The sequence below is a fragment of the Pseudomonas sp. Q1-7 genome (genome assembly GCF_028010285.1).
Classification (GTDB): Bacteria; Pseudomonadota; Gammaproteobacteria; order Pseudomonadales; family Pseudomonadaceae; genus Metapseudomonas.
The window spans coordinates 4,959,708-4,972,060 of sequence record NZ_CP116304.1 but is presented as its reverse complement, the minus strand read 5'-3'; the positions used below and the strand labels follow the sequence as shown (position 1 = coordinate 4,972,060).

Here is a 12,353-nt window from a genome sequence, read left to right as displayed (position 1 = left end):
GACCCTGCCCCCTTTGCTATTCGCTGGACTGCAGCAGGTTCAGCGCTTCGGCCAGCACTTTCTCGGACTCGGCATGATCACCGGTGTTGTGCAGCGTTTCGCCTTCGGCGCGGAGTTTTTTCACTTGCTCGAGCACGTTGGGATCGGCGGGTGGATCGGATTTGAGGATCTGGTCGATCTTCGCCATATCCGCCGGGCAGTGCGAGGCGAGAACCGGGGCACTGAGCAGGGCGGCGGCGAGCAGAAGGGCAATGCGGTGCATGTCGAACCTCCTTTTCGGGTTGATCGCAGAGCAGTATAGGAAAGCCCCGCGCACCTGCCGCTGAGCGTGATTCGAAAGGGCTGGACGGCCCGTGAGCGATTTCAGCCGCGAATGAATTCGCCTCCCGATGTGTAGGGCGGGCTGCGCTTCACGGGTCCACTCGTCACGGTCGGGCATGGCGCCGCGAGTGGATGGAAGACGCGCCATCCACCCGCCCTGCTGGGCGCGCTGCGCCGCCCCTGGTGAGCGGGTTCGCCCCTACAGCCCTGTGCGGGCACGGGTCACGCGGTCCACCAGGTAGACCAGCCCGTGGTAGTCGATGCCGCCGTGCTGGGTGAGGCCGATCTCGCAGGTGCGGCTGGTGGAAATGCCCTCGTTGCAGACTTGCACCGCATCCTTCAGCGAACGCAGCGAGTGGGCGTTCAACTCGGGCGTGGTGAAGCCCTTGTCGCCGGCGAATCCACAACAATGGATGCCTTCCGGCACCACCACTTCCGTGGTGCAGCGGCGAACGATGTCGATCAGGCCTTGGGCCTCGCCCAGGTGCTGGGTACTGCAGGTGACGTGGATGGCCACCGGCTTGTCCTGAGGCGTGAACTCCAGCCGTTCCAGCAGGTGGCTGCGGATGAAACGCACCGGATCGAACAGCTGCAGCCGTGAATCCAGGCCGTCCTGCACCAGCCGCAGGGTGCAGGGACTGGTGTCGCAGTAGATGGGGTCGAGGCCGCCACGGCTGGCGGCGAGCAGGGCATCCAGCAGTTCGCGGCGCTTGTTGTCGGCCTGTTCGGCGTAACCCTTGGAGGCGAAGGGCTGGCCGCAGCAGAGGCTGTCCAGATTCTCCGGGAACACCACCTGGAAGCCGGCCTTCTCCAGTAACTTGCGGGTCTTGTCGATCAGCGGCACCTGCTCGCGGTCGCCGGCCGAGGGGCCCATGGCGCGCGAGACGCAGGCGGCCAGGTAGACGACGCGGGGGCGGTCGTCGGTCGTCGCCGGGACGACGTGGATGGGCGCCACGGCCTGGGGCAGGGCGGGGCTCCATTGTGGCAGGCGGTTGCCGGAAAGCTGGCGCAGGGCACCGGAGGTTTTCGCCAGTAGCGGCGCACCCAGCACGCGGCGGGCGCCGTTGGCCACGCGCAGGGTCAGGCGCGCGCCCTTGAGGGCGGTGGCGAAGTGGTTGGCCAGCCAGTCGGCGCTGCCATTGTGGTGGGCGTCGCGGGCGCGCAGCTTGCGCACCAGATCGCCGGTGTTGATGCCGACCGGGCAGCGTTGGGCGCAGAGTCCGGTGGCGGCGCAGGTGTCGATGCCTTGGTACTGGTAGGCCTGCTCCAGTTCGGCGGTGTCGAGGCCTGCCCGTCGTTTGGCCTGGATGTCCCGCCACATGACAATGCGCTGACGCGGGCTCAGGGTCAGGCCCCTGGAGGGGCACACCGGCTCGCAGAAGCCGCACTCGATGCACTTGTCGACGATTTCGTCGGCGGCCGGCAGTGGCTTGAGGTGCTTCAGGTGGATGTCACGGTCTTCGCTGAGGATCACGTCGGGGTTGAGGATGCCGCGGGGGTCCAGCAGGCGCTTGATCCGCCACATCAGTTGGTAGGCGTCGCGGCCCCATTCCAGTTCGACGAAGGGTGCCATGTTGCGGCCCGTGCCGTGCTCGGCTTTCAGCGAGCCGCCGAATTCCACCGCCACCAGTTGCGCCACGTCCTGCATGAAGGCTTCGTAGCGGGCCACCTGCTCGGGCCGCTCGAAGCCCTGGGTGAAGACGAAGTGCAGGTTGCCTTCCAGGGCATGGCCGAAAATGATCGCTTCGTCGTAGCCGTGCTTGTCGAACAGCTGGATCAGGCGGTTGACGCCTTCGGCCAACTGTTCGACGGGGAAGGTGACATCTTCGATGATCACCGTGGTGCCGGTCTGGCGTACCGCGCCGACGGCGGGGAAGGTGTCCTTGCGGATTTTCCACAGCAGGTTGTAGATCGCCGGGTCCTCGCTGAAGTCGACCTTCTGCTCCAGGGGGAAGTGGGCAATGGACGCCATGATCTGGCCCAGTTGCTCGTGCAGCAGGCTCCGGCTGGCGGCGCGGGATTCGATGAGCAGGGCGCAGGCGCTGGTCGACAGGCCCTTCACCCACTCGGGCATGCCGGGCTTGTTTTCCACCGAGCGCAGGCTGCGGCGGTCCAGCAGTTCCACCGCCGACACGGGCTGGCTTTTCAGCAGGGTCACGGCCTTGCAGCAGCTTTCCACGTCGGGGAAAACGATCAGCGCGCTGGCCTTGTGCGGGTGGTCGGGGACGGTGTCGTAGGTCACCGCGCTGATGAAGCCGAGGGTGCCTTCGGAGCCCACCAGCAGGTGGCTGAGGATGTCCAGTGGCTCATCGAAATCCACCAGGGCGTTGAGGGACAGGCCGGTGGTGTTCTTCAGCCGGTACTTGTGACGGATCTTCGCGGCCAGGTCGGTGTTGGCGCGGGTCTGTCGCCCCAGTTCGGCCAGTTCGGCCAGCAGCGGGCCGTGGCTCTGGCGGAAAGCGGCGACGCTGGCGGCATCCTCGGTGTCCAGCAGGGCGCCGTCGGCCAGCACCAGGCGCAACCCTGCCAGGGTGTGGTAGGTGTTCTGGGCGGTGCCGCAGCACATGCCGCTGGCGTTGTTGGCGACGATGCCGCCGATCTTGCAGGCGTTGATGGAGGCCGGGTCCGGGCCGATCTTGCGGCCGAAGGGCGCCAGCCAGGCATTCGCCTGGGCGCCTATCACGCCGGGCTGCAGGCGGATCTGCTCGCCGCCCCGGCGGATGTCGCGGCCATTCCAATTGTCACCCAGGACCAGCAGTACCGAGTCGCTGATGGCCTGGCCGGAGAGGCTGGTGCCCGCTGCGCGGAACGTCACCGGTACCCGTTCGGCGTGGGCGGCCTGGAGCAGGGCAATGATTTCCTCCTCGCTTTCGACGCGGATCACCAGCTTGGGTATCAGCCGGTAGAAGCTGGCGTCGGTGCCGAAGGCCAGGGTGGACAACGGGTCGTCGAAGCGGCGCTCGAGGGGGATCAGGCGTGCGACGGTATCGAGGAAGGGAATCGGCAGGGTCATGGGTTTTCCCATCGGTTTTCGCGGGCCTCGCGGCCCGCCGGATTGTTCGTCAGCGGCCGAGTTCGCGGACCAGGGAGTCGGCGTTGATCTCGCCGATAGTCTTGGCACCGGTTAGCACCATGGCCACGCGCATCTCCTTCTCGATCAGGTCCAGCAGGTTGCTCACACCGGCACCGCCGGCGGCGGCCAGGGCGTAGACGAAGGCGCGGCCGAGCATCACGGTGTCGGCGCCGAGGGCGAGCATGCGCACCACGTCCAGGCCGGTGCGGATGCCGGAGTCGGCGAGGATCGCGAGATCGCCCTTGACCGCATCGGCGATGGCCGGCAGGGCGCGTGCGCTGGAGAGCACGCCGTCGAGCTGGCGGCCGCCGTGGTTGGAGACGACGATGCCGTCGGCGCCGAATTTTACCGCGTCCCTGGCATCTTCCGGGTCGAGGATGCCCTTGATCACCATGGGGCCGTCCCAGAAGTCGCGGATCCACTCCAGGTCCTTCCAGGAAATCGACGGGTCGAAGTTGGCGCCCAGCCAGCCGATGTAGTCGGCCAGCCCCGTCGGGTTGCCCCGGTAGGTGGAGATGTTGCCGAGGTCGTGGGGCTTGCCCAGCAGGCCCACGTCCCAGGCCCAGAAGGGGTGGGTCATGGCCTGCAGCATGCGGCGCAGCGGGGCGTTGGGGCCGCTCATGCCGGAGTGGGCGTCGCGGTAGCGGGCACCGGGTACCGGCATGTCGACGGTGAACACCAGGGTGGTGACGCCGGCGGCCTTGGCGCGCTCCAGGGCGTTCTTCATGAAGCCGCGGTCCTTCAGCACATAGAGCTGGAACCACATGGGGCGGTCGATGGCCGGCGCGACTTCCTCGATTGGACAGACCGACACGGTGGAGAGGGTGAAAGGCACACCCTTGGCCGCCGCTGCCTTGGCCGCCTGCACCTCGCCGCGACGGGCGTACATGCCGGTCAGGCCCACCGGGGCAAGGGCCACCGGCATCGACAGGGTCTCGCCGAACAGCCTGGTCTCCAGGCTCAGCTCGGACATGTTCCGCAACACGCGCTGGCGCAGGGCGATGCCGGCCAGGTCCTCGACGTTACGGCGCAAGGTGTACTCGGCATAGGCGCCACCGTCGATGTAGTGGAACAGGAAGGGCGGAAGCTTGCGCTGGGCGGCGGCGCGGTAGTCGGTGGAGGCGGAGATGATCATGTCATGGGTCCGGGTCGGGCTTCAGGGTGGTGAAAAAGTACCGGGCCGCCGCGTGGAGCGGCCCGGGTGCTCGATCAATGTACGAGCACGCCTGTGAACACGTAGGCCTGGGCCAGGGTAATCAGACCGACCATGGCGGCAAAGATCAGGCTGTGCTTCAGAGTGAAGCGGAACAGGTCCGATTCCTTGCCGACCATGCCGGTGGCCGCGCAGGCAACCGCGATGGACTGCGGCGAGATCATCTTGCCGGTCACGCCACCGCTGGTGTTGGCGGCGACCAGCAGGGTGTCGTTGACGCCGATCTGGTGTGCGGTGGTGGCCTGCAGGGAACCGAACAAGGCGTTGGAAGAGGTGTCCGAACCGGTCAGGAACACGCCCAGCCAGCCGAGGAACGGCGAGAAGAACGGGAAGGCCGCGCCGGTACCGGCCAGGACCAGGGCCAGGGTGGTGGACATGCCGGAGAAGTTGGTGACGAAGGCGAAGGCCAACACCATGCCGATGGACAGGATCGGCCATTTCAGCTCGACGAAGGTCTCCTTGATAGTGGTCAGACCAATTTTAATTCGAATGGAAAGAATGACCATGGAGATCAGGGCTGAAAGGAAAATCGCGGTGCCGGTGGCGGAGATCGGATCGAACTTGTACACGGCTGGAATCGCGGTGGCGGTGGCCACGATCGGCGCGCCTTTCATCACCAACTGGTCCAGGTGCGGGATGGCGAACAGGAAGACGAACTGCTCCATGGCGCCGCCTGGGGCGAACAGGGCCTTGAAGGGTTTGAGGGTCCAGATGGTCACCAGCACAGTCAGCACCAGGAAGGGCGACCAGGCTTTGAGAATTTCACCAAAGCTGTAGGGCGAGGGCGTGGTGCTGCGCGGGCCGCCGAAGCCGCCCATCACGGCTGCGCCGCCGGAGATGCCGACCACTTCGCGGTCTTCGGCGCGCGTGGGTTGCCAGACCTTGAGGAACAGGGTCAGGGACACCAGGCTCACCAGGGCGGAGGTGATGTCGGGCAACTCCGGGCCGATGAAGTTGGAGGTGAAGTACTGGGTAATGGCGAAGCTGGCGCCTGCCACCAGGGCTGCCGGCCAGGTTTCCCTGATGCCGCGCCAGCCATCCATCATGGCCACCAGCCAGAAGGGCACGATGATCGACAGCAGCGGCAACTGGCGGCCGGTCATGGCGCCGATCTTGAACGCGTCGATGCCGGTCACCTGGCCGGCGACGATGATCGGGATGCCCAGGGCGCCGAAGGCCACGGGCGCGGTGTTGGCGATCAGGCACAGGCCGGCCGCATAGAGCGGGTTGAAGCCCAGGCCGACCAGCAGGGCGGCGGTGATCGCCACCGGGGCGCCGAAGCCGGCCGCGCCTTCCAGGAAGGCGCCGAAGGAGAAGCCGATCAGCAGCACCTGCAGGCGCTGGTCGTCGGTGATGGACAGCACGGAGCTGCGGATCACCTCGAACTGGCCGCTCTTGACCGTGAGTTTGTAGAGGAACACCGCCGCGACGATGATCCAGGCGATGGGCCAGAGGCCGTAGGCGAAACCGTAACCGGCGGCGGCGAAGGCCATGTCGGCCGGCATCTGGAAGGCGAAGATGGCGACCGCGAGCGACAGTGCCAGGGTAATGGTGCCGGCCACGTGGCCTTTCAGGCGGAACACCGCCAGGGCCAGGAAGAAGAATATGATCGGAATCAGTGCGACGAGCGCCGACAGCCAGAGGCTGCCAAGGGGGGTGTAGAGCTGCTGCCAGGTTTGCATCGTGGGGTGGCTCCCTAATTGTTTTTGGAGTGCCTGTTAGCCGGATCGGGCAATAACCGTTCGTGCTTGTGGCACGGCGGCAGGCGAAGACCGAGTCGGCGCTGAATGCCGGTTAAATTGGTAAGACCAATTTACAAAATCGACGGCCAAGGGTAAAAGCCGGACTATCCTTGTGTCAATTTGCCGCGTTGCGACTTTGGTCGAGGGGCGGAGTCTGGATGTGCTGCTTGTGCGCGTCCGGTGGGCTGGTTAGGCTGCGGCGTCATGCGCCTTGGGCGCCGTACCAGAAGGCCGCCCGATGTGGCGCGAGAGGGTGGGGAGAACAATGGGATTCGGTCAGGTGCGTCAGCGCCGTCTGTCGGACGATATCGTCAGCCAGTTGGAGGCGATGATCCTCGAAGGCACCTTGAAGGCGGGTGAGCGCCTGCCGGCGGAGCGTGCATTGGCCGAGCAGTTCGGCGTGTCACGCCCCTCTCTGCGGGAGGCGATTCAGAAGCTGGTGGCCAGGGGACTGCTGGTCAGTCGCCAGGGGGGCGGCACCTATGTGGCCGCCGAGCTGGGTACGACCTTCAGCGACCCGCTGCTGCAGTTGCTGGAGAGCAATCCCGAGGCCCAACGCGACCTGCTGGAGTTCCGTCACACCCTGGAAGGTTCCTGTGCGTACTACGCGGCGCAGCGGGCGACCCCAGTAGACCACGAGCGACTTACCGCGGCCTACGAGAATCTGCAGGCCTGCTATGCGCCGGACAGCAAGGCGACCCGAGCGGAGGAAGGCGCGGCGGATGCGCGCTTCCACCTGGCGATCGCCGAGGCCAGCCACAATGCCGTGCTGCTGCACACCATTCGCGGGTTGTTCGACCTGCTCAAGCACAACGTGGTGACCAACATCGGTGGGATGTACCTGCAGCGTGGCGAAACCCGGGAAATGCTGACCAGGCAGCACCGCGCGCTCTACGAGGCGATCATCGAGCGGCGTGCCGAGGATGCGCGGGAGATTTCCCATCAGCACATCCAGTACGTTCAGGAAGTGCTGGAAGAAGGCCAGTTGGAGGCGCAGCGCCTGGCGCGGGCGCAGCGGCGGCAAGGCATCTGACGCAAACAAAAACGCCGGGCGATGCCCGGCGTTGTTCTTTCAGGGCCTATTCCTTGCCCTTGGTGCGCATGGCCCGCGCGATCTCGCGGTCGGAGTCGCGCTCCTTCTCCGTGGCGCGCTTGTCGAACTCCTTCTTGCCCTTGGCCAGGGCGATCTCGCACTTGATCAGGTGTTTCTTCCAGTAGAGCGACAGCGCCACGCAGGCGTAGCCCTTCTGCTGCACCGCGCCGAACAGCTTGCCCAGCTCGCGCTTGTGCAGCAGCAGCTTGCGGGTACGCACCGGGTCGGCGATCACATGGGTGCTCGCGGTCTTCAATGGGGTGATGTGGCTGCCCAGCAGCCAGGCTTCGCCGTCCTTGAGCAGCACGTAGCTGTCCACCAGCTGTGCCTTGCCGGCGCGCAGACTCTTCACTTCCCAGCCGGCGAGGGCCAGCCCGGCCTCGAACTTCTGTTCGATGGAGTAGTCGTGCAGCGCCTTCTTGTTGAGGGCGATGGTGCCTTGGGGATGTTTCTTTTGCTTAGCCATAGGCGGCGCATTATAGGGAGTCGCAGACGGCGCGGCTACGGCGGCGTAGGCTTGAGCGATGTGGGCGAATCCCCGACAATGCGGCACTTTTTTGGATCAGTCCGACCCGTCGCGCCCTTGCGCCATGCGGGTCGGAACTCAGTTCGAGGCCAAGATGACCACCCATATCCAGCGCTCCGCCCTGTTGCCGTTCCCTGCGCAGGCGCTCTACGACCTGGTCAACGATGTGGCGCGCTATCCAGAGTTCCTGCCCTGGTGCGCGGCCGCCACCGTGATGGAGCAGAGCGAGAGCCACATGCTCGCCAGTCTGGAAGTGGCCAAGGGCAGCCTCAGTCAGCGCTTTGTCACGCGCAACAAGCTGGACGGCGGCCAGACCATCGAGATGAACCTGGAGGAGGGACCTTTCAGCCAGTTGCACGGTGTCTGGCATTTCAAGGCGCTGGGGGACAAGGCCTGCAAGATCAGCCTGGACCTGCGTTTCGACTACGCCGGGCCGATCATCAAGGCGACGCTGGGGCCTCTGTTCAACCAGGCCGCCAACACCATGGTGGATGCCTTCTGTCAGCGGGCGAAGCAGCTTTATGGCTGAGGACGTGATCCAGGTCGAAGTGGTCTATGCGCTGGCCAACTGTCAGAAGGTGCTGCGCGTCGTCGTCCGTAAGGGCATCAATGCTCGTGAGGCTGCGCTGTGCTCCGGGATGGGGGCGCACTTCCCGGAACTGGACCTGGCCACCTGCCCGCTGGGCATTTTCGGCAGGGCGCTGCCCCGGCCTGAAGAGCGTCTGCTGGAGGAGGGTGACCGGGTGGAAATCTACCGGCCATTGATTGCTGATCCCAAGGAAGTGCGCAAGCAACGTGCGGCAAAGGCTGCCCAGGCCCGTGGGGGCGAGCGGGACGCCTGATTCCCGCCCATGAAAAAGCCCGGGACCAGCCCGGGCTTTTCATTGCCGCCTGCTTATTGCGGCGAGGTTTCCAGCGGCTCCGGAATCGGTACCGGCACCGGTTCTGCGCTGTCCACTTCCTGCTGGATCTTCTCCAGGAGGGAGCTCGGCGCGGCGGGTTCTTCCGCCTTGGGCTGCTCTTGCGGCTGTTCCGGCTTGACCTGGGTGGTGCCTTCGCTGCCGAGGATCGCCTCGTCGCGGCTCACGCCGGGCATGAAGTCGCCCGCCAGACCAATCAGTTGGTCGTTGTTGTCGAACATCAGGCTGACGCGTTCCTGGAGGCGTTGGCCGCCACCCGGCTGGATGCTGTAGAGGTAGTCCCAACGCTTGGCGTGGAAGGTGTCGGTGATCAGCGGGTTACCCATGATAAACCGCACTTGACGCCGGGTCATTCCGGGCTTCAACTGGTCTATCATGTCCTGCGTCACGACGTTGCCCTGCTGGATATCGATTTTGTAGACCCCGGGAAACGAGCAACCGGCGAGTGCGAGCAAGCCTGCGAAGGAGAGGCTGGTCAGCAGGAGCTTGGTGTTTTGCATCAAGGGGAGACTTCCACTATCTTGGCTGGGCATCAAAAGTCCCGATCATACCTGCATTAAGGGAAGCTGCGAAAGCCGCATTCCTCGAGAAAGCTGACCATGGTTGAAAACAACGAACTGCGTAAAGCCGGCCTGAAGGTGACCTTGCCTCGGGTCAAGATCCTCCAGATGCTCGACTCCACCGAGCAACGCCATATGAGCGCGGAGGACGTTTACAAGGCCCTGATGGAAGCCGGCGAAGACGTCGGTCTGGCCACTGTCTACCGGGTCCTGACCCAGTTCGAGGCGGCAGGTCTGGTGGTGCGCCACAACTTCGACGGCGGCCATGCGGTGTTCGAACTGGCTGACAGCGGCCATCATGACCACATGGTGTGCGTCGATACCGGTGAGGTGATCGAGTTCTTCGACCCGGAAATCGAGAAGCGCCAGAAGGAGATCGTCAAGGAGCGCGGCTACGAGCTGGTAGACCACAATCTGGTGCTCTACATCCGCAAGAAGAAGTAAGCGCTACGCGCGAAAGAAAAGGCGACCCGCAGGTCGCCTTTTTCATTTCAGGCCGAATCAGTTCTGGGCGCTGGTGACCATTTTCCTGGCGTGGGCCAGGGATTCCTCGGTCAGGTCCACTCCGCCCAGCATTCGCGCGATCTCTTCGATGCGTGGCGTTTCCTGCAGCTTGGCGACCGCTGTGCGGGTTTCCAGGGTGCCGCGTTCCTTGTGCACGAAGAGATGGTGATGGCCCTGGGCGGCGACCTGCGGGAGGTGGGTGACGGTCAGCACCTGGCCGCGTTCGCCAAGGCGCCGCAGCAACTGGCCCACCACTTCGGCGGTAGGGCCGCCGATGCCAACATCCACCTCGTCGAACACCAGGGTGGGGACGCGCGAGGTCTGCGCGGTAATCACCTGGATGGCCAGGCTGATACGGGATAGCTCGCCGCCCGAGGCAACCTTGGCCAGTGCCTTGAGCGGTTGGCCGGGGTTCGCACTGACCAGAAATTCCACCAGCTCCAGGCCTTGCTGCTGGGGTTCGGCGGTTTGGCTGGTGTGCAGCTGGATGCTGAATCGCCCTCCGGGCATGCCCAGGCGCTGCATCTCGGTTTCCACCCCGGCCGCCAGTTGGTCGGCGGCCACGCCGCGTAGTCGGCTCAGTTCCGCGGCCTTCTCCTGATAGTGGCGTTCGTAGGCGGCGAGTTCCTCGGCGAGCCGGTCGGCGGCCTCGTCATCGGCGTTGAGGGCTTCCAGTTCGTCCAGCAGGCGCTGTTGCAGTTCCCCCAGGTCATTGGGCTGCACTCGGTGCTTGCGTGCCAGGGTGTAGATGGCGTCGAGGCGCTCTTCCAGTGCCTGCTGGCGTTCGGGGTCGGCATCGAAGTGGTCGAGGAAACGGTTCAGCTCGCCCATGGCTTCTTCCACCTGAATCTGGGCACTGGAGAGCAGGTTCACCGCCTCGGCCAGGGCGCCGGGCTGGGCGTGGAAGGCGGTCAGGCGGTTGAGGCTGGCAGTCAGGGCGCTGAGCACGTTGCCGGCGTCGCTTTCGCTGCACATGTCGATCACCTGGCGGCAGGCCGCCAACAGGCTTTCGGCGTTGGCCAGGTTCTTGTGTTCCTGTTCCAGTTGCGCCAGTTCGTTCTCGCCCAGGGCGAGGTTTTCCAGTTCGTCCAGCTGGTAGGTAAGCAACTGGTGGCGAGCGCGCTGTTCATCCCCGGCGCGGGACAGGCGCTCCAGTTCCTGGCGGGTTTGCCGCCAGCGCTGGGCGGCCAGTTGCACCTGGCGGGCGAGTTCGCTGGCTCCGGCGAATTCGTCCAGCAGGCGGCGATGGGGGTCGGCCTTTAGCAGGGATTGGTGCTCGTGCTGGCCGTGGATGTCGATCAGCAGCTCGCCGAGGCTCTTCAGGTCGCCGAGCGGGCAGGGGGTTCCATTTATATAGGCGCGGGAGCGGCCTTCGGCAGTTATCACCCGGCGCAGGAGGCAGGGACCGTCCTGTTCTAGGTCGCGTTCGGCCAGCCAGTCGCGGGCTTCGGCGATGCGGCTGATGTCGAAGCTGGCGAGGATGTCGGCCTTGTCGGCGCCGGGGCGTACCACGCCGCTGTCGGCGCGATCGCCCAGCGTCAGGCCGAGGGCGTCGAGCATGATCGACTTGCCGGCGCCGGTCTCGCCGGTGATCACGGACATGCCGCCCTCGAGTTCCAGGTCCAGGTGCTCGACGATGGCGTAGTTATGGATCGACAGGTGTACCAGCATGGTGCGACTCCCGCGCTGAGTTGGCTGTGTATTTATACAGTGTTTGTTTTCTGGCTGACAATCGCCCCTCCCCCTTGAAGCGACAAAACGGCGGCCCCATATAGGCGGACATATCAGCGGGTCTTTGCCCGCAGCTGTCTTTTATGAGGAGGAAGGCATGGCCGACGAACAGACCCTGGATAACCAGACCCCCGAAGCGAACCCTGCTGCCGACACCGCATCCGGCGAAGACCTCGCCGCCCGCGTTCAGGTGCTGGAGGAGCAGCTGGCCGCGGCCCAGGATCAGTCGCTGCGTGTGGCCGCCGAGCTGCAGAACATCCGTCGCCGCGCCGAGCAGGACGTGGAGAAAGCGCACAAGTTCGCCCTGGAGAAGTTCGCCAACGACCTGCTGCCGGTGGTCGACAGCCTGGAGCGTGGCCTGGAACTGTCCAGCGACACCGATGAGGCGATCAAGCCGGTGCGCGAAGGCATGGAGCTGACCCTCAAGCTGTTCCACGACACCCTCAAGCGTTATCAGTTGGAGGTCGTCGACCCCCACGGCGCGCCCTTCAATCCCGAGCACCACCAGGCCATGGCCATGGAAGAGAGCACCCATGTCGAGCCGGGCAGCGTACTCAAGGTGTTCCAGAAGGGATATCTGCTCAATGGACGTCTGCTGCGCCCCGCCATGGTGGTGGTCAGCAAGGCTCCGAGTGCCACGCCGCCGTCGATCGACGAGCAGGCTTGAAAT

Annotated in this window: 12 protein-coding genes; 5 read left to right on the top strand and 7 right to left on the bottom strand. The window is 65.1% G+C overall.

The window, feature by feature from the left end:
- Positions 1-16: 16 nt before the first annotated feature.
- The 4 genes from PJW05_RS23040 to PJW05_RS23025 all read right to left on the bottom strand — a co-directional run bounded on the left by PJW05_RS23040 (position 17) and on the right by PJW05_RS23025 (position 6,289).
- Positions 17-262, bottom strand: coding sequence for a hypothetical protein (locus tag PJW05_RS23040; RefSeq protein ID WP_271409256.1), 246 nt, complete (start codon positions 260-262; stop codon positions 17-19).
- A gap of 258 nt (positions 263-520) precedes the next feature.
- Positions 521-3,334, bottom strand: a complete 2,814-nt coding sequence (locus tag PJW05_RS23035) for an FAD-binding and (Fe-S)-binding domain-containing protein (RefSeq protein ID WP_271409255.1) — start codon at positions 3,332-3,334, stop codon at positions 521-523.
- 49 nt (positions 3,335-3,383) lie between these two features.
- Complete coding sequence (lldD, locus tag PJW05_RS23030) at positions 3,384-4,529, bottom strand: FMN-dependent L-lactate dehydrogenase LldD (protein WP_271409254.1); 1,146 nt, start codon at positions 4,527-4,529, stop codon at positions 3,384-3,386.
- Positions 4,530-4,603: 74 nt separating this feature from the next.
- A complete protein-coding gene (locus PJW05_RS23025; RefSeq protein WP_271409253.1) occupies positions 4,604-6,289 on the bottom strand; it encodes a lactate permease LctP family transporter in 1,686 nt (561 codons plus the stop codon).
- Between the two features lie 325 nt (positions 6,290-6,614).
- On the opposite strand from PJW05_RS23025, the gene PJW05_RS23020 reads away from it, so the two are divergent.
- Positions 6,615-7,382 (top strand): FCD domain-containing protein, encoded by a 768-nt coding sequence (locus PJW05_RS23020; protein WP_271409252.1) that lies wholly within the window; start codon positions 6,615-6,617, stop codon positions 7,380-7,382.
- Positions 7,383-7,428: 46 nt separating this feature from the next.
- Here PJW05_RS23020 and smpB read toward each other — a convergent pair whose 3' ends face one another.
- Positions 7,429-7,908 carry an SsrA-binding protein SmpB gene (gene smpB, locus PJW05_RS23015; RefSeq protein WP_003457325.1) on the bottom strand — a complete coding sequence of 160 codons (480 nt, stop codon included), beginning with the start codon at positions 7,906-7,908 and terminating at the stop codon, positions 7,429-7,431.
- Positions 7,909-8,062: 154 nt separating this feature from the next.
- On the opposite strand from smpB, the gene PJW05_RS23010 reads away from it, so the two are divergent.
- The gene (locus PJW05_RS23010) at positions 8,063-8,497 is read left to right on the top strand and encodes a type II toxin-antitoxin system RatA family toxin (protein WP_271409251.1); all 435 of its coding nucleotides are present in this window, start codon (positions 8,063-8,065) and stop codon (positions 8,495-8,497) included.
- Positions 8,490-8,810 (top strand): RnfH family protein, encoded by a 321-nt coding sequence (locus PJW05_RS23005; RefSeq protein ID WP_271409250.1) that lies wholly within the window; start codon positions 8,490-8,492, stop codon positions 8,808-8,810. Before PJW05_RS23010 ends, PJW05_RS23005 begins: the two co-directional genes overlap by 8 nt.
- A 53-nt stretch (positions 8,811-8,863) precedes the next feature.
- Here the strand turns inward: PJW05_RS23005 and PJW05_RS23000 are convergent, their stop codons facing one another.
- Entirely contained in the window at positions 8,864-9,388 is a 525-nt protein-coding gene (locus tag PJW05_RS23000) for an outer membrane protein assembly factor BamE (RefSeq protein WP_271409249.1), read from the bottom strand.
- Positions 9,389-9,487: 99 nt separating this feature from the next.
- Between PJW05_RS23000 and fur the strand changes: the two genes are divergently transcribed.
- A complete protein-coding gene (fur, locus tag PJW05_RS22995; RefSeq protein WP_016494790.1) occupies positions 9,488-9,892 on the top strand; it encodes a ferric iron uptake transcriptional regulator in 405 nt (134 codons plus the stop codon).
- Between the two features lie 57 nt (positions 9,893-9,949).
- On the opposite strand, the gene recN is transcribed toward fur, so the two are convergent.
- Positions 9,950-11,623, bottom strand: coding sequence for a DNA repair protein RecN (recN, locus tag PJW05_RS22990; protein WP_271409248.1), 1,674 nt, complete (start codon positions 11,621-11,623; stop codon positions 9,950-9,952).
- A 157-nt stretch (positions 11,624-11,780) separates the two neighbouring features.
- Here recN and grpE point away from each other — a divergent pair, with 157 nt between their 5' ends.
- On the top strand, positions 11,781-12,350 hold the full coding sequence (gene grpE, locus PJW05_RS22985) for a nucleotide exchange factor GrpE (protein ID WP_271409247.1): 570 nt from the start codon (positions 11,781-11,783) through the stop codon (positions 12,348-12,350).
- Positions 12,351-12,353 lie beyond the last annotated feature (3 nt).